The sequence below is a fragment of the Sphingobacterium sp. BIGb0116 genome (assembly GCF_024808035.1).
Lineage (GTDB): Bacteria > Bacteroidota > Bacteroidia > Sphingobacteriales > Sphingobacteriaceae > Sphingobacterium > Sphingobacterium paramultivorum.
Map to the genome: position 1 here is coordinate 320,304 of NZ_JANUDT010000002.1, position 18,139 is coordinate 338,442.

General features: G+C 39.0%; 16 protein-coding genes. 8 read left to right on the top strand and 8 right to left on the bottom strand.

Annotated elements, in window-relative coordinates; all coding sequences use genetic code 11:
- The first annotated feature begins 122 nt into the window (after positions 1-122).
- Positions 123-1,427, top strand: a complete 1,305-nt coding sequence (locus tag M2419_RS07945) for an ammonium transporter (RefSeq protein WP_153844608.1) — start codon at positions 123-125, stop codon at positions 1,425-1,427.
- Between the two features lie 151 nt (positions 1,428-1,578).
- On the top strand, positions 1,579-1,884 hold the full coding sequence (locus M2419_RS07950) for a hypothetical protein (protein ID WP_153844607.1): 306 nt from the start codon (positions 1,579-1,581) through the stop codon (positions 1,882-1,884).
- Here the strand turns inward: M2419_RS07950 and M2419_RS07955 are convergent.
- Positions 1,881-2,417 carry a lipocalin family protein gene (locus M2419_RS07955; RefSeq protein ID WP_235032735.1) on the bottom strand — a complete coding sequence of 179 codons (537 nt, stop codon included), beginning with the start codon at positions 2,415-2,417 and terminating at the stop codon, positions 1,881-1,883. The genes M2419_RS07950 and M2419_RS07955 overlap by 4 nt on opposite strands.
- A 99-nt stretch (positions 2,418-2,516) precedes the next feature.
- Here M2419_RS07955 and M2419_RS07960 point away from each other — a divergent pair, with 99 nt between their 5' ends.
- The 3 genes from M2419_RS07960 (at position 2,517) to M2419_RS07970 (ending at position 5,841) form a co-directional block, all read left to right on the top strand.
- Positions 2,517-2,978: a DUF4268 domain-containing protein gene (locus tag M2419_RS07960; protein ID WP_182331951.1), complete on the top strand. Its 462-nt coding sequence runs from the start codon at positions 2,517-2,519 to the stop codon at positions 2,976-2,978.
- Between the two features lie 125 nt (positions 2,979-3,103).
- Complete coding sequence (locus tag M2419_RS07965) at positions 3,104-3,898, top strand: S1/P1 nuclease (RefSeq protein ID WP_182331953.1); 795 nt, start codon at positions 3,104-3,106, stop codon at positions 3,896-3,898.
- 152 nt (positions 3,899-4,050) lie between these two features.
- Positions 4,051-5,841 carry an ABC transporter ATP-binding protein gene (locus M2419_RS07970; protein ID WP_153844606.1) on the top strand — a complete coding sequence of 597 codons (1,791 nt, stop codon included), beginning with the start codon at positions 4,051-4,053 and terminating at the stop codon, positions 5,839-5,841.
- A gap of 8 nt (positions 5,842-5,849) precedes the next feature.
- Here M2419_RS07970 and M2419_RS07975 read toward each other — a convergent pair whose 3' ends face one another.
- Complete coding sequence (locus tag M2419_RS07975) at positions 5,850-6,686, bottom strand: multidrug resistance efflux transporter family protein (protein WP_228280225.1); 837 nt, start codon at positions 6,684-6,686, stop codon at positions 5,850-5,852.
- Between the two features lie 263 nt (positions 6,687-6,949).
- Here M2419_RS07975 and fabV point away from each other — a divergent pair, with 263 nt between their 5' ends.
- Positions 6,950-8,152 carry an enoyl-ACP reductase FabV gene (gene fabV, locus M2419_RS07980; protein ID WP_153844604.1) on the top strand — a complete coding sequence of 401 codons (1,203 nt, stop codon included), beginning with the start codon at positions 6,950-6,952 and terminating at the stop codon, positions 8,150-8,152.
- A gap of 100 nt (positions 8,153-8,252) precedes the next feature.
- Here fabV and M2419_RS07985 read toward each other — a convergent pair whose 3' ends face one another.
- Positions 8,253-9,440 carry an MFS transporter gene (locus M2419_RS07985; RefSeq protein ID WP_182331957.1) on the bottom strand — a complete coding sequence of 396 codons (1,188 nt, stop codon included), beginning with the start codon at positions 9,438-9,440 and terminating at the stop codon, positions 8,253-8,255.
- A gap of 53 nt (positions 9,441-9,493) precedes the next feature.
- Positions 9,494-9,745, bottom strand: a complete 252-nt coding sequence (locus M2419_RS07990; RefSeq protein ID WP_153844602.1) for a hypothetical protein — start codon at positions 9,743-9,745, stop codon at positions 9,494-9,496.
- Between the two features lie 179 nt (positions 9,746-9,924).
- On the opposite strand from M2419_RS07990, the gene M2419_RS07995 reads away from it, so the two are divergent.
- Positions 9,925-10,335 (top strand): OsmC family protein, encoded by a 411-nt coding sequence (locus M2419_RS07995; RefSeq protein WP_182331959.1) that lies wholly within the window; start codon positions 9,925-9,927, stop codon positions 10,333-10,335.
- 113 nt (positions 10,336-10,448) lie between these two features.
- Complete coding sequence (locus M2419_RS08000; RefSeq protein ID WP_259254753.1) at positions 10,449-10,886, top strand: FKBP-type peptidyl-prolyl cis-trans isomerase; 438 nt, start codon at positions 10,449-10,451, stop codon at positions 10,884-10,886.
- Positions 10,887-10,954: 68 nt separating this feature from the next.
- Here M2419_RS08000 and M2419_RS08005 read toward each other — a convergent pair whose 3' ends face one another.
- The 4 genes from M2419_RS08005 to M2419_RS08020 all read right to left on the bottom strand — a co-directional run bounded on the left by M2419_RS08005 (position 10,955) and on the right by M2419_RS08020 (position 18,066).
- Entirely contained in the window at positions 10,955-12,127 is a 1,173-nt protein-coding gene (locus tag M2419_RS08005) for a lipopolysaccharide assembly protein LapB (protein ID WP_182331963.1), read from the bottom strand.
- A gap of 2 nt (positions 12,128-12,129) precedes the next feature.
- The gene (locus M2419_RS08010; RefSeq protein ID WP_153844599.1) at positions 12,130-13,230 is read right to left on the bottom strand and encodes a lipopolysaccharide assembly protein LapB; all 1,101 of its coding nucleotides are present in this window, start codon (positions 13,228-13,230) and stop codon (positions 12,130-12,132) included.
- Positions 13,231-13,238: 8 nt separating this feature from the next.
- Positions 13,239-15,803: a DNA gyrase subunit A gene (gyrA, locus tag M2419_RS08015; RefSeq protein ID WP_153844598.1), complete on the bottom strand. Its 2,565-nt coding sequence runs from the start codon at positions 15,801-15,803 to the stop codon at positions 13,239-13,241.
- Positions 15,804-15,966: 163 nt separating this feature from the next.
- Positions 15,967-18,066: a cation-translocating P-type ATPase gene (locus M2419_RS08020; protein ID WP_182331964.1), complete on the bottom strand. Its 2,100-nt coding sequence runs from the start codon at positions 18,064-18,066 to the stop codon at positions 15,967-15,969.
- Positions 18,067-18,139 lie beyond the last annotated feature (73 nt).

Here is an 18,139-nt window from a genome sequence, read left to right on the forward strand (position 1 = left end):
ATTTTTTTAACAAAAAGACTTTATATTTGAAAAAATTATAAGGGAAAGTAGGTTTTTGTTTTGTTCTTGTATTTTTTTAACAATTTTATTAATATATTGAAAACACTAATCAGTTTAAACAAATGAAAAAAATTATTCCACTCATTGTTCTAGTTCTTTTAGGAGTATTGGGACTTGTATTTCCGTCCATTGACTTGTCTGACTTAAACAAGGCAGAATTTGATACGGGAGATACGGCCTGGTTGTTAACTTCTTCTGCATTGGTGTTGATTATGACACCTGGACTTGCGTTTTTTTATGGCGGTATGGTTAGCAAGAAGAATGTAATTTCAACGATGATGCAAAGCTTTATATGTATGTGTTTAATGACAATCCTCTGGGTCATTGTTGGCTTCAGTTTGGCTTTCGGTGATGATATCGGTGGTATTGTAGGCGATCCGCGTACATTTTTTATGATGAAAGGTACATTAGGGAATGTTGCTTGGGGAGCGCTTCCCACTATACCTTTGGTTTTGTTTGCGATGTTTCAATTGAAGTTTGCGATTATCACACCAGCATTGATCACGGGGGCTTTTGCTGAACGTATTCGTTTTAATTCATTTATGCTATTCATTATTCTGTTCAGTATTTTTATTTATATGCCATTGGCACATGCTACTTGGCACCCTGAAGGTATATTGGCAAAATTTGGTGTTCTTGATTTTGCCGGTGGTACAGTTGTGCACATGTCGGCCGGTTGGGCAGCATTGGCAGCAGCGATTTATTTAAAAGGACGTAAACTGCAAATTCATAATCCGGCGCGCATAAGCTACGTGATATTAGGTACAGCACTCTTGTGGTTTGGCTGGTTTGGATTTAACGCAGGTTCTGCTGGTGGAGCAAATTCTTTGGCAGCTTACGCTTTTGCGACCACGACCACAGCATCAGCCATGGCCGCTATGGCATGGATATTTGTTGATATCATACGTGGAAAGAAACCTTCAGCAATGGGGGCATGTATCGGTGCCGTTGTTGGTTTGGTTGCGATTACACCAGCTGCTGGTTTTGTCAGTATTCCACATGCGATGATCATTGGTTTAGTTGGCGCGTTGGTTAGTAATCTGGTTGTATATCTGAGAAGTAAAACAAGTATCGACGATACGTTGGATGTATTTCCTTGTCATGGGGTAGGTGGCATGGTTGGTATGGTACTTACCGGTGTGTTTGCCCATCATAACATTAATCCTGTTGTTGTGGACAATGGTCTATTTTTTGGCGAAACGAAATTGTTTTTTGTTCATATGGTTGCACTATTTGCGGTGTCATTTTTTGCCTTCGTTGGTTCACTTGTGCTATTGAAGATCACCGATATTATAGCTCCATTGCGCGTCGAAGAGACAGATGAAGAGCTTGGTTTGGATGTTTCTCAACATGCAGAAGCATTGTAAACTAGTCGCAGCATAACGCATAGTTTATCCCAAACAATCTACTGCTTAGCGGTACATTGTTTGGGATATTTTTTGCATTTTTGTCCTGCCAGGAGAGGAGTGTATGATGTTATGCGCTATTTCCAGTAATTGTGCCTCTAAAAAGATTTTGATGACTACTGAGATAAAAGATACTTTGCGTTCTGATTTTGAAAAAATGATGCGTTATTGCCTACAGAAAAATGGTGATTTCGGTTTTAACCTGTTTGGCGACTATGCAGTATCCGTATTAAATTTCTATGTCGGGAGTTCAATTTTGCTGCTCAACGAAAAACGTGCAGGTGCCCTGTTCCTTGTAAATCTCTACAATGCAGGTATCAGAAATGCAATCACGCCGGAAGATGTTGAGGAGATAGCTGATGTACTCACACAGGATAAGACGTTAAACTACCAGCTGTTAGCTCCGATCTTCGACTAATGTTTGGTCCATACGAGATCACCGGTTTCATAGCCGCATTGCAGGGCATAGGTTAAAAATTCATTTCTGATTTTATCTGGAATCTCAGTCTCACGGCTCAGAATCCACATATAGTCTAGATTGTCACCAAAAATGAGTGCGTATTTATAATCAGGCGTAATTTTTACAATATTATACCCACTGTAGAAAGGACCAAAGAACGATACTTTAAGTGCACCTTCATTGGGACTGTTGACAAATTTGGCTTTTCCGATAGACTGTTTCCAGCGTTCTTTGTCTTCGGAGTACCCTTGGTTATTGACACGTATCGTACCATTTTTATTTTTGCTATATTCCGCGGAAACTTGACTTAAGCCTTTTTCCCAATAGAAGTCGAGTCTAGCTATTTCAAACCATTTTCCAAGATATTTATCCAAGTCAAAAGGATCCACGACGTCAGGTCGCGAGATGACGGGTTTAAAGGCATTATAGGCCACAGCCCCAAGTGCTATGCCAGTTAATAGTAATAGTGATTTTTTCTTATCCATGTTCATCTTCGAATATGTTTATCGTTAAAACAACAATTTTGATACCAATAAGGTTTAGACATACCGAGCTATTTTGCTAATTTTGTTGACTAAAAATTTGTATCGGTGTATTCAAGGGAAGAGATAAAACAATTAAAACAGTTATTCTGGACGAAGTTTGGGCAATTTATGGCTTTACATGCATCGGCAGATGGGGAGAAAGCAAATTGGATTAACTACAAGACAGGTATTAAGCATTTATACTTCAAAATGGATGCGGATAAGAAGGTGGCAACTATTGCGATACAGTGGTCCCAATCTGATGCTGGGCTCAGGGCATTAATGGCAGAACAATTTCTTCAGTTTAAAACGTTGTTGCAGGATCTTCTTGAAGAAGAGTGGATTTGGGACATGGACGGAATGGACGAATATGGAAAGCCGATTTGCCGGATCTATACAAGCTTATCCGGTTACAGTGTTTTTAAAGAGGATGACTGGGCCGAGCTCATTTCTTTTTTTAAGCCTAGAATAATTGCTTTGGATGAGTTTTGGTCTTCGGCGAAGTATACGTTCGATATTTTCAAATAATTAACATTCAGTATAGTAAGATGGGTTATTACGGGTTTGATTCCGCTTTTCAACTCCAGTTTGTGGGAGCGAACGGCGTTTTTCTAACAGGTAGGAGCTTCGTCATCATTTAAAACAACAATCTAATGAAAAAAATGATCAAGGGTTTGCTGGCAATGGCATTGTGTTTTCAGCTTTCTTCGGTATTTGCGTGGGGGACAACAGGGCATCGTGTCGTGGCTGAAATTGCGGAACGCCATTTGACTAAAAAAGCCAAAAAGAATATTGGAAAAGTCATTGGACAGCAAAAGCTGGCCTATTGGGCCAACTGGGGAGATTTTATCAAATCAGATCCCAATCCTGAATTTAAAAAACTGGGGAATTCCCATTTTATAAATTTAAACTCAAATTTACCCTGGGCCGATTTTCAGTTGGGTTTAGAAAATTCAGCTGATGAGAATCTGTATAAGACAGCGCTCCGTATTGAGAAGTCCTTTGCAGATAAGACTATTCCAATGGATCAACAAAAACAAAACCTGTATTTCTTGATCCATATTCTGGGCGATGCGCATCAACCCATGCATGTTAGCCGTGCAGAGGATCAAGGTGGCAATAAGATTGAAGTAAGCTGGTTTGGAAAAAAATCAAATATCCACCGTGTTTGGGATAGTGATTTGGTAGACAATGAGAAATATAGTTATACCGAGTTTGCAACTGTTTTAGATGTGAATAACAAAAAAGAGAATGAGCAGCTGGCGGCTGGAGAGCTCGCTAACTGGTTGTATGAATCAAATCAATTGGCTGAAAAGATTTACGCTGACGTAGCCAATAACGCCAATTTATCGTACTCCTATGTTTATCAAAACAAGGATATTATGGAGCAATGTATGCTAAAAGGTGGCTTAAGGCTAGCTAAAGTATTAAATCGAATTTTTGGTTAATATTGCGGCTCCCGCAAATTGTTGGAAAGGCGTATCATGAAACGATACGCCTTTTTTGTGTTAGTACGTCGTTGTGATCAAATTGATTTTATGCTTTTCATTTAAACAATGTCCCTAGATTAGTTGTTTCCTCTATATTAAAATCAATTTCAATGACTATCCCGCAATTATTTAAAAAAATTGTTCCCTTTGCCAAACCCTATCGTCAGTTGATTATTTATACCTTGTTATTAACGGTAGTGGGGTCTTTTGCTGCGCAAATAAATGCTTTTATTTTACGGTATACCGTCGATCAAATTAATGACCTGATGGTCGCCAAAGAACCCTTATCAAAAGGCATGTATCTAGTAGGCATGATCAGTATTATTTTGTTAATTAAAGAAATAGTCTATGCTTTTGTTCAGTTTGGTCAGAAATTTTACGGAGAGAAACTTCGAATTTATATCGCACGGGACTTCTCTCAATCTATTGTAAACCGCATTTTGACCTATAAGTTAGCCTTTTATACCTCAACCGATAATGAAAGTGGAAAATTGGCTACTCGGATAGATGCCGGTATTAGTTCGTTGACACGTTTGGTCCAAAATTTCTTTATTGATATTCTGCCTTTGTTTGCAAATGCAATCATTGCATTAATCTGTATGTTCTACGCTAATGTATATGTAGGTCTGGTAGGGGTGGCTGTTATTCCTTTGTATCTTTATATTAGTCAGACCCAAGCCTCCAAGTTGACAGGCTTTAGAAGGCAGATGCGCAATTACCGGGAGTCGAAAAATAACCGGATCATTAGTTTGATCGATTCAATTTTAGTAATTAAATCATTCGTTCGGGAGCCAGAAGAAGCTAAACGTCATGAAAAGATCCAATTTGAAATGACTGAGAATCAAATGGAAACTCGAAAAACGAGTTTTCTTTACGACAGCATTAAAAATTTTGTCGAACAGATTGCTGTTGTCATTATCATTGTTTTAACGGCTTATCTTGTTCTCTCTGGCCAAATCACCATTGGTGCGATTATGTTTCATATCATGTTATTTAATAACGTTTCGGCGCCAATACGTCAGTTGCACCGTATTTATGATGAGGTAAACGATGCCCTGATCTATTCAGAATCTTTCTTCGAAATTTTGGAATCTGACGAGCATATTGAATCAAAAGGTGATTATAAGCCAGCACATATTCAAGGACATTTGGCGTTGCGGAATGTTTTTTTTGAATATCCAAATGGAACCGTTGCTTTAAAGGACGTGAATTTTGAGATCAAGCCGAATGAAATAACGGCTTTAGTGGGGCTGAGTGGGGCCGGGAAAAGCACGATTATCAACTTATTGGACAAATTTTACGAACCCAGCAGCGGCCAAATTTTTTTGGACGGGGTGGATCTGGCAAAGTACGATACAGCGTTTCTCCGTCGACATATCGGTATGGTATTGCAGCGTAATCATATTTTTAAAGGGACTATCTTTGAAAATATTGAATATGGTAAAATGGGAAGTTCTAGGGAAGAAATCATTGAAGCAGCCAAGAAAGCCTATATTCATGAGCAGATTATGGATCTGCCCAAGGGTTACGATTCGGATGCGCAGTCACTATCAGGGGGCCAACAGCAGCGGATCGCCATAGCCCGTTTGTTTTTAAAAAATCCACCCATTATTTTTCTCGACGAGCCTACGGCTAATTTGGACGCCATCGCGACCGAACAGATTAAAAATAGTTTGGATGCCATAAAGAAAGATCGTACAGTAATTATCGTTTCCCATAGTATCTCTCAAATCATCGATTCCAATGCCATTGTGGTCATGGAAAAGGGAATGGTGGTAGAGAAAGGACAACATGAAGATCTATACGCACATAAAGGAACCTATTATGATATTTTCTCAGCAATGGCCAACAGTTTAAATCTGAGTAAAATAAGCAGAACATTACAATCAGATGAAAGGTGAGAGTATTATTAACTTGTGCGACTATGTAAAATCATGCCAATAACCACCATGACAATACCAATACAGGAATATACATTTGGAAGCGCCGCCTGCAGGATAAGAATTTCGCCAACCAACGTAAAAATAACTTCCATGGCCTGTGTTGCCTCTACAGCTGCCAATGCTTTATGGTCCTGATGAACGAAATCGGTAGCTGAGAAAAATAAAAGTGTTGCAATCACTCCTGAAAAAATGGCTACTAAAAAGGTTTGGAAAAGTTGACTATCAGTAGGTAGGCCATTATCAAAATAGCCAAATAGGCTCAGGATAATCCAAAATGGCATACTACAGAGTGTCATGCCGAGTGTACGTTGAAAAGCATCCAATCTATTGTTCGATATTTTCATCATTTTACGGTTGCCTAAGGGGTAGGCAACAGCGCCGATCAATACAGGGATGGTTCCCAATAACATTGTGTTTAAAGAGGTTGACTGGGCCTCTGAAATTTGCATCAAAAGAATACCTAAAAAAATAAGGATGGAGAAGAGGAGTGAAGCTTTTGATATGCCTTTTCGTTGCCCTTTCTTATCGAGCAGCGGACCAATGAACATGCCGGCTATAATAGTGAATTCGAAGGTGCTGGCTACGAGCCAAGATGGTCCATAATTTGCGCCATAGGTAAGTGCTGCATAGAATAGCCCGAATCCGATAGTGCTCCAAAGAAGCCATTGCCAAAGGTTGGATCTGATTTCTTTGAGTAAATCGATGAGGTTTCCTCTTATGGCAACAATGAGAAGTAATATTGGGAGCATCCAAATAAAACGTAAAGAGGCTGTCCATTGCCAACTTCCGCCGGAGATTGCCATAATACGGTTTAGAACGAAGGTGCTAGCAAAAAATAGCGCAGCTAGCGTTCCTAAAAAAAGTGCATTTTTTTTATTCTTTTTTATTGTAAATTGGATTGGCATAAATAATAGGAGTGCGATGTATACTTAACTTTGTGAAAGTAAGCAAATGTCCGTTCAAATGGAAATGAAACAAAAACTAATTGATTTTTATCGCGATTTTCTCATTTAAAATTCCTTATTTTGCCTAATCAATAAAACAAGTAGTAAGAAAATTAATCAAGATGATTATACAACCAAGAACTAGAGGTTTTATTTGTTTAACCTCGCATCCACAAGGGGCTGCGCAAAACATTAAAAATCAAATTGAATACGTGAAATCCAAAGGTGAGATCGCGAATGGTCCAAAGAAAGTATTGGTAATCGGTGCTTCTACTGGATTTGGTATTGCATCTCGGATTTCTGCAGCATTTGGTTCTGGAGCTGCTACAATCGGTGTATTTTTTGAAAAACCTGCAGCAGAAGGCAAGCCAGGAACTGCTGGATGGTACAATTCGGCAGCTTTTGAGAAAGAAGCCCATGAGGCGGGATTATATGCCAAAAGTATCAATGGCGATGCTTTTTCGGACGAAGTGAAAAAACAAACTATTGAGCTTATTAAAAAGGATCTAGGACAGGTTGATTTAGTGGTTTATAGTTTGGCATCACCACGCCGTACGCATCCAAAAACGGGCGTAGCACATGCTTCTGTTTTGAAACCTATACAAGAGCCTTTTACCAATAAAACGGTAGATTTTCATACGGGTGTAATTTCAGACATTACCATTCAGCCTGTTGAAAATGAAGAAGATATTGCGAATACCGTAGCTGTTATGGGTGGAGAAGACTGGAAGTTTTGGATCGAAGATCTTAAAGCTGCTGGTGTGTTAGCTGAGGGAGCAAAAACAGTTGCCTATTCTTACATAGGTCCTGAACTTACTTATCCAATTTACCGTAATGGTACAATTGGTCGTGCAAAGGATAATTTAGAAGGAACAGTGCCTGCAATAAACGCGATTTTGAGCGATATTAATGGTGTATCCTATGTATCGGTGAATAAAGCCTTGGTAACACAATCAAGTTCAGCTATTCCAGTTGTTCCTTTATACATTTCTTTATTGTATAAAGTCATGAAGGAAAAAGGCATTCACGAAGGTACAATTGAACAAATGCAACGTTTGTTTGCTGAGCGACTTTATACCGCTGACGGAAAGGTATTGCTTGATGACAAAGGTCGTATCCGTGTTGATGACTTAGAAATGCGTGAAGATGTTCAGGCTGAAGTTGCAGCATTGTGGGAGAAAGCAACAACTGAAAATTTAGCCGAAATTTCAGATATTGAAGGTTACCGTAACGAGTTTTTCAATTTGTTCGGTTTCAATTTCGACGGTATCGATTACAACGCTGATACCAATGAAGTTGTTGGAGTACCGAGTATTGAAGGTTAATTTTAACGGATATACCTACAAAAAGAGCGGTGAATGTATAAACATTCACCGCTCTTTTTGTAGGTATATCTTTGATGCTATGATTTATGTTTAGGGGAGACTATGGTGTCAGCTCACGCCGTTTTTGATAGAGTAGGTTGCCAACAACGGCAAAACCAATGGAGACCATAATGGTACTAAATGGGTATATCGCTGTCATACCCATATTATTGGCCACAAAGCCAATTAAAGGGCCTGTGATTCCTAGTGAAATGTCAATAAATAGCCCGTAAGCAGCCAGAGCAGAGCCTTGTTGACTTTGATCTACCCGCTTAATGGCTTCGACACCAAGCGCTGGAAATACAAGTGAGAAACCAAAACCCGTTAATGCGGCGCCCAATAGGGTCCACAATGGATCCATAGCCACAGCAATAACCGTGAGACCTAATGTTTCAACGAAAAGACTCACTAAAGCAACTTTAAGGCCACCATATTGGTCAATAACCTTATTGAAAATAAGCCGTGTTAAAATGAAGAATACGCCAAATATAGTTAAGCAAGCTGCGCCATTTTGCCAATTGAAATGTTCATAGTAAAGCGTCATAAAAGTGGAGATACTGCCGAAGCCTAGACCTCCTAAAGCAAGGCAAATCCCAAAGGGCGCTACTAAAAGCAATACACGTTTAAAACTCACTTTTTCAGCCTTTTTACGTGCCACTTGATAGGGTGTTTTAGTGCGGCAATAAAAATAACCAAGGAGGCCAACTGCACTGGTAAGTAGAGCCAAAGCTTCGTAATTGATATGATTCACCATCAAAACACCTAAGGGTGCACCAATAGCCAATGCACCATAGCTGGCTATTCCGTTGAAAGAAATCGCTTTTGCGGCATGTTCATCGCCGAGTTCCATTAATGCCCAATTTATAGGGCTCGCACCCACAAGACCCTCTCCAATTCCAGTAAACAAACGGGTAATAAGCAGGAGACCCAAGCTTAGAAGAGGCTGAGAACGGAATAGAAACACAAGCAGTAGAAGGAGTCCAGATAATGCAAAAAATAACATGCTGCGCAAAACTGAAATCTTGGGACCCTTGGTGTCCACAATTTTTCCTGCATAACCACGGAGTAGGAATGTAGCAATATACTGAACGCTAATGACCAATCCCGCAATAATTGTATTAAATCCTAAAGTTTGATGAATAAAGATGGGAAGGGTAGCAAGCGATAGGCCGATTGTGAAATAACCAAGGAAAGTTAAAGAGACATAGCCTAAAATCTTTTGACTGACCTCCCGAAGAGAAATTGTCATTATAAAAAATTTTAGGCGAAATTACGTCTTTATGCTTGTTTTTAGAAATAAAATCAATAAACAACTGTCTCTTTAATATCACAATTCTTTTCGAGCCATTGCTGATCAAATTGTTTTGGGGAAACTCTTTTGCCCTGATAGATGTAATAAATTTTTTCTATCTCGCCTTTCACTGGTGGACCGGGTATTTTGTTTACAATTTTTTCTTCCGGGCAGTCTTGTATTAAGGCCTGCTCCTTAACTTGGCGAGTTTTACATGATGTGAAGGCAGCTACAATGATAAAAAGATACAATAGTTTATTCATGAGTTTAGTTTTAATAAAATATTAACGTATTACTTGCGTGGAATGCGACATTAATTTGTGAAATAGCATACAACTTTTTGAACGACTATTTGTTCTATAAAATATACCTGAAAGGCTAGAAGCCTGACAGGAGAAATTGACATGAGAAAAGTTAAATTGAATAATTGATTGTAGAAAACATGAGAAGAAAAGCAACAGCCCAATGGAATGGCAATCTGAAAGAAGGAAAAGGTAGTCTGACTACAGACAGTACAGCGTTGGATCATACGCAATATTCATTTTCAACCCGGTTTGAAAATGGTGTCGGAACAAATCCTGAGGAATTATTGGCAGCAGCACATGCCGGATGTTTTACGATGCAATTGAGCGCTTATCTTTCTGAAGCTGGTTTTGTTCCCGAAGAATTAACAACCGTATCGACAATCGTTTTCGAAAATGGTTCAATTGTACGGTCCGAACTTGAGCTGAAAGGAAAGGTCCCAACGATTACCGAAGCTGAGTTTCAAACAATAGCGCATAAAGCGAAGGAAAACTGTCCTGTGAGTAAGGCTTTTAGTTTCGAGAAAACCTTAGATGCAAAGCTACGCTGATAAAGGTACTATATTGAACAAAAACTTGGTCTTTTTTCGTAAAAAGGAGAAAAAGCTGTTATTTTGAGGATATCTTAAATAATTAGCAATATTGAATTTTAATCAATTGAGTTTTGGTTCAGAGAAAGAAAAATAAGTTAAGTTTAGCAGCGCTTGCGGAAAAGAATCTGGAGGCAGGAAAGGTCTTTTTGGAAAAGTATGCACAACAAGAGGGAGCTGTTGTATGTGCATCGGGTTTGCACTATAAGGTATTAACAAAGGGCGCGTGGCAGATTCCCAAAAAGTCCGCGAAAGTTATCTGTCATTATAAAGGGGAGCTTTTAGACGGAACCGTATTCGATAGTTCGTATAAGCGGAAGCGTCCCGAAACGTTTTATATCAATGAACTCATAGTCGGTTGGCAAGAAGCGATTTCAATGATGCCTGTTGGGTCAATCTGGGAAGTGTGTCTTCCACCAAAGCTGGCTTATGGAAAGGAAGAATTGTTACCTCGAAAAGGAGGGGAATGTACTTTGATATTTCAGATTGAGTTGATTGCCATTTTAGCTTAACACAAAAAAGACTTTCATAAAAAAGCCCGCATAACAAGATGCGGGCTTTTTTATGAAAGTTTATTTTTTTATTCTACTTCTTTGATCTTAGCATTGATTTCGGCAGTTTTAGCTTCGTCTTGCATAAAAATATAGTAGTTCTTTAAATTCGTTAAAGCATCTACATTTTTGGGCTGCAAAGAAACTGCTTTCTCTAAGTAAGGAAGCACTGGCTTTAATTCTGCTTTAATCTTATTTAATTCTGCATCATATTGTGCCTGCGTCAATTTTCTGTTATTATTAACAACATTTAATTTTTCACGTGTTTTGTTCATCAACGTGATCGCCAAATTTGTGTTTGCTTCAAAGAAGTTAGGATCGATTTCCAATGCTTTTTTGTATGCTGCAACCGCTGCATCCTCATTTTTCGCTGAAGATTGGGCAATACCTAAGTAATAATTTAAGCTTTTATTGTTTGGATCTTTTGCTAATTGTGCAGTAATGGCATCAATTGTTTCTTTTTCGTGACCTGTAATCAGATTCAATTCGATGTTTTGAGTCATTGCTGCATTGTCATCCGGATAAGCTTCAGCCGCTTTTTTTGCATATTCAAGTGCTGAAGTCGTATCTTGCATAGAGAGGTACAATTTTGGTAAATCGACCATAATCGTTTTATGCGAAGAGAAATCTTTTCTTGGAATTAGTTCTTTATAACGTTCCACAGCATTCTTATAATCTTTGTTAGATAGTGCTGCAACACCACTGTAATAAGTAACTAATGTATCTCCAGGAAGATAGGTCAATGCTTTTGTAAAGGAGCTGTAAGACTCGGCATATTTTTGTGCTTGATATGCTTCTGCACCCAAATTGAAATTATATTGTCCCAGAATTTGTTCCGCAACAGTAATATTCGCTTTATTCGCACCGTCTGCATCCAGCTGTTTTGCTCTGGCAATTCCGTCCTCAGCCAATTTCGCTAATTCAGATGACTTATCTATTGTTGATAGGTTTGCATTTACCAATGCGTATACTGTCCATGCCTCAGCATTATCTTTTGTTTTGTCATTGACAACAGCTGCGTCAATAGCTTCTTTTGCCGATTTCAAATTGGAGATACCCAATTGAACTGTACCAGCGTCTTTCAATTCTTGGAATTTCGCTAGGGCTGATTTCGCCTTTTTAACATTACCCGTCTGCGCAAAAGAAACTGAGGTAGATACAGTACCTATTGCTGCTAATAATAATAGAGATTTTAAATTCATATCTATTTAACTGTTAATTGATTCAATAATAAATTCACTCTGTCTAATTGTGATGCGTCATCAATAAGCTTATAATATTTAGCCAAAGCTTTAAGCGCATTGACATCATAAGGCTTGATCTCATTTGCCTTCAACAGATACTCGATGGTTAACTCTTGTATATCTTGGTTGGAAGGTTCCTTTAATAAAGTCTCCAGATTGATTAATCCTAATGCAAGATTAGATTCATAATTATTCGGATCCAACCGCAATACATTATTATAATATTCTTTCGCTCGTTTTATATCATTGGCGTTTTCATAAGAATAGCCTGCAATATAGTTCAGTTCGACATTTTCAGGTTCTAAACGAATGGCATCAGCAATGACATTTAAGATAGCGTCATAAGAATTATTGGCTGAATACACATCAATTAATCTAAAAAGTATCTGTTTATTTTCAGGAAATATAGCATGTCCTTTTTCAAGAACGTTCAAGACATCCTGTTTAGTACCTCCGAGCGAATAAATCTGTGCCAATTCAAGAAAGTAATTAGGCTTTGGATGTTCACTTTTAATGAGTTCGTCATAATATTTGATCGAATTCATATAATCTTTATTCTTGCCAGAGAGTACGGCCAGATTATATTTGAGATCATTATTTTTGAAGCCAAGTGAATCTATTCGAAGGTAAGCTTTATAAGCTTTGTCAAATTTACCATCTTTTAAAGCCAAAGCTCCCTGATAGGAGATGGCTCCAGCAAGATTTTGACGAATATAGTCCATCTCTGCAGGAAAGTTTCGACGTGCTTTTTTTTGATCCAGAAGCTTAAGTGATTTGATGGATACGTCGATAGGATCCATTTTATATGGCTGCTTCCTTGTTGAATCTGCAACTGCCAAGGAGCTATATACCAATGCTCTTAAAAGGTTATTGTTGACAGAAGCTGAATCTTTCTTCGATTGGAAGGAAGCGTCTGCAAACTTTCGCGCATTTTCAAGATTTTTAAACTCGCCAGTTTTGGTATATAAAGCAAAACTGTTGCTGCCCTCTTTCAGATTGGATTGGGCAACAACAGTTAAACTACTTGCAGATATTAACAATGATATCAGTAAGTTTTTCATTAGACTATTTATTCTTCGTTTGAGTCCGTGTTTTCTTCAGAAGTTGAATCGCCATTTTCCGTTGACTCTTCGGTCAGTTCAGACTCTTCTTCAGATTCTTCTTCACGATCGACTTTCGTAATAGAAGCGATCTCGTCGTTATCTTTTAAATTAATGAGTCTTACACCTTGTGTTGCACGTCCCATTACTCTTAATTCTTCCACAGCAATACGGATAACAATACCAGACTTGTTGATGATCATTAAATCTTCGTTGTCTGTAACGCCTTTTATCGCAACGAGTTCGCCTGTTTTATCTGTAACGTTGATTGTTTTCACACCTTTACCACCACGATTCGTTACGCGATAATCCTCGATATCTGTCCGTTTTCCGTATCCTTTTTCAGAAACGACCAACACGGTAGTTTCCGAATCATTCACACTAATCATGCCAATCACTTCATCACTTTCAGCTCCCAAGGTGATACCACGTACACCTGTTGCCGTTCTGCCCATTGGACGAACTGTAGATTCATTGAAACGAATTGCTCGACCAGAACGGAGAGCCATGACAATTTCACTGCTTCCAGTAGTCAAACAAGCTTCAATTAATTGATCGCCTTCATTAATATTGATGGCATTGATACCGTTTGCTCTTGGACGAGAATAGGCTTCCAACGACGTCTTCTTAATCGTACCTTTTTTGGTACACATAATAATGAAGTTGTTTTCCAAATATTCTTGGTCTTTCAAGTTCTTCACCAGGATGAAGGCCTTGATTTTTTCTTCTTTTGGAACATTGATGATATTTTGAAGTGCTCGACCTCTAGAAGTACGGCTTCCTTCAGGAATCTCAAATGCACGCAACCAGAAACAGCGACCTGCCTCTGTAAATAGCAGCATATAATTATGTGCTGAGGCTGTGATGATATGCTCGGTAAAATCTTCTTCGCGTGTGTTTGTGCCAATTGATCCACGACCACCGCGGCCTTGGCGTTTGTACTCGGATAATGGTGTACGTTTTACGTAACTATTGTGGGAGATTGTGATAACGATTTCTTCATCATCAATAAAATCTTCCATACGCATATCTTCAGCAGAGTGTACAATCTGAGATCTACGTTCGTCGCCGTATTTTTCCTTGATTTCAATCAACTCGTCTTTGATAATTTTCATACGAAGCTCTTCGTCTTCCAATATCGATTTCAAATAGTCAATTGTTTTCATCAATTCAGCATATTCCTCTTTAATCTTATCACGTTCCAGTCCTGTTAGACGACGTAATGTCATATCGAGGATCGCGCGAGCCTGAAGGTCGGACAGGCCAAATTTTTCCATTAATCCAACGCGTGCATCTTCTGGTGTATCCGAATTACGAATCAATTTGATGACTTCATCCAAATGATCTAAGGCAATTAAATACCCTTCTAGAATATGAGCACGTTTTTCAGCCTCCGCCAGTTCATAGCGTGTACGTCTAACGATTACATCATGTCTATGCTCCACAAATTCATGAATCATATCTTTCAGATTCAACAGTATTGGCCTTCCTTTAACTAAAGCAATGTTGTTTACTGAAAATGAAGTTTGTAGGGCTGTATATTTAAACAAATTGTTTAAAACAACATTTGCATTTGCATCACGTTTGATGTCGTACACAATACGCATACCCGTACGGTCAGATTCATCACGGATGGCAGAGATACCTTCTAATTTCTTTTCGTTAACCAGTTCGGCTGTACGCTCGATCATATTCGCCTTGTTCACCTGATAGGGAATTTCGGTAACAATAATCTGCTCTCTTCCAGACTTGGTTGCTTCTATTTCAGCTTTCGCACGCATAACAATACGGCCACGTCCTGTATTACAAGCATCTTGAACCCCGGCATAGCCGTAGATCAACGCACCTGTAGGGAAGTCTGGACCCTTGATGTGCTGCATCAATTCTGGAACCTCAATATCACGATTATCAATAAAAGCGATTGTACCATCAATAACCTCAGATAGGTTATGTGGAGCCATATTTGTAGCCATACCCACAGCGATCCCCGAAGCTCCGTTTACCAGGAGGTTTGGAATACGCGTAGGAAGGACTGTTGGTTCTTGTAAGGAATCGTCAAAGTTATTTTGGAAATCAACAGTATCTTTGTTGATATCGGATAGCATTTCCTCGGCAATTTTCTTTAATCTTGCCTCAGTATAACGCATCGCCGCAGGTGGATCGCCATCAATGGAACCGTAGTTACCTTGACCATCTACCAAAGGGTAGCGTAAACTCCAATCTTGAGCCATACGAACCATGGTGTCATAAACGGATGAATCACCATGTGGGTGATACTTACCTAATACGTCACCGACGATACGGGCAGACTTTTTGTAAGGCTTGCCACTGGTAACCCCTAAGTCCAGCATACCATAAAGAACACGTCTGTGTACTGGTTTCATGCCATCACGGGCATCAGGAAGTGCTCTTGATACAATGACAGACATGGAATAGTCAATGTAGGCAGACTTCATCTGATCCTCGATGTTGATTGGGATAATCCGGTCGTTTGCCGGAACAAGATTGTTGTCGTTTTCTGTTTCTTCAGCCATATGAATTTGGTTTCAATAAAACTAGTAAGCAAGCCCTCTAAACTGGCTTGCTACGCATGCGAAGTTACAAAAATTTAACCTCAAAAGCGAATGATTTAAGCCCTAATATACACAAAAAAGACAATCTTTTATGGATTGTCTTGGTACTTATGGAGTATCGTTTTTATTTGATTTTTTTAAAGCGGAGCCGAATCGAATTACCTATGACAATTAAGTCTGAAAAGGCCATGCTTAAGGCTGCAAGCATAGGTCCGAGAAAGCCAACAGCGGCAAGCGGTATGGCCACAATATTGTACGCGAAGGCCCAAAATAGATTTTGTTTTATTGTCAATAGGGTATGGTGACCAATCTTTAATAGTTTTTCAATGGATTTGAGATCATTGCTTAATAAAACCACCTTTGCCGATTGAATAGCAATATGTGTCGAATCACCAAGCGAGATGCCAACATCGGCAGCTGCTAATGCCGGAGCGTCATTGATGCCGTCGCCAACCATTGCAGTAGGGCCATTCTTTTTGAGCTTGAACAATATCTCTAGTTTTTCTTCTGGCGACTTATCCCAGTATACATCAGCAATACCAAGCTTTTGTGCTGTGCGTTCACATTTACTTTGTCGATCCCCACTCAAAAGAATAGGGCGTATCCCTTTATCTTTGAGGTATTGGATGAGTTCCTTTGCATAAGGCTTAATCTGATCTTCCAATACAATGCCAGCAATTACAACGCCATTGATTGTTAAGGCAAGATCATAGCGATTGGAGTAATCCTTTTCACCAAGTTTTGCATTACAAATGGAATAGTTATTGCCATTTGTGTCTGTAGCAAATATCCCTTTCCCTTTTATTTCATTGACTTCCTTAAAGATAATGCGGTAAGATTTTATTTCCTTGAGTTGTTTTCGGATCGACTTTGCAATCGGATGACTTGAATAACTCTCCAATTGTGCTATGATCGATTCGACCTGCGATTGCTCAATACCAAAGGTCTGAATCGCTTTGATATTAAAATCGCCAGTTGTTAAGGTACCCGTTTTGTCAAATACCATCTGTTTGAGATCGGACATCTCCTCAATGGTGCTTCCGCCTTTGATCAGTATTCCTTTTTTTGCAGCTCTTCCCAGACCAACCATAACAGCTGTAGGTGTTGCTAGCCCCATGGCGCATGGGCAAGATACAACAAGTGTAGCTATCGCATTCATGAGGGATTGTTGGAGCGGTAATTGTGCAATAAAGTAAGTAATAAAAAAAGTGAAAAACGATATCGTAACGACGATTGGAACGAAATAAGCAGCTACTTTATCACCGAATTTTTGAATAGGCGGCTTTTTACTTTGGGCATCTTTAATTAATTGAATAATTTGATACAGTACACTTTTAGACCCAACTTTGGTCGCCATGATTCTGATATTTCCTTCGGTTAGTAACGTACCACCAATCACTGCATCATATTTGAGTTTTTCAATAGGTACACTTTCTCCGGTTAGCATAGATTCGTCCACCCAAGCCTGTCCTTCCAAAATATCGCCATCAGCAGGTATCTGATTTCCTGAATTTACCTTTAAAATATCACCTGATTTAATTTCTCGGGCTAGTATCTCTACTTCTTGGTCGTCTTCAATTTTAATAGCTGGTATATCTTGATATTTAACCAACTCTTTGATTGCTGATGTGGTTTTGGTAACGGCTCTTTTTTCGAGGACATTCCCCAAAAATACCAATGTTATGATTGTTGCACATGTTTCGTAGAACTGGTAATCATGTCCTAGATTATAATATGTTCCAATGAGGCTATAGCTAAAAGCAGCTGTAGATCCAACAAAGATGAGCACATCCATATTGGGCATTTTGTTCCAGATGGAACGAAATGCGCTGATTCCAAAATAGGAAAAACCAATGATATAAACGGGGACACATAGCGCAAGTTGGATATAGGGATCATGCAGAATGGGTAAGTCCGTAAACATGTGGCTCCACAAAGGTATGGTAAAGATGAGGCAGCAAAGGAACTTAAACTCAATAGATTTCCAAAAGCTAGGCTTCTTATCCTTACCCTCAATAACTTTGTAGCCCAAAGACTCGATACCTTTGACCAGCACAGGTATTTGTTCAAGAGGGATTTCCGAAAATTTCACTTCATCTGAGGCAAAATCGACGTAGATATCCTTAGCGCCGTTGTTTTCTAGGTATTTGTGGATTGAAATAGCACAATTTGCACAATGCATTCCGCTTACGTTAAGTTCAGTTTGCACGTTCGATTCCTTCATTTAATAGCATGTAATGTCTTTAGGCAAAGATAGCTATTTCCTGATAATGCTTTTTACGTAAAGTAAAATTGTT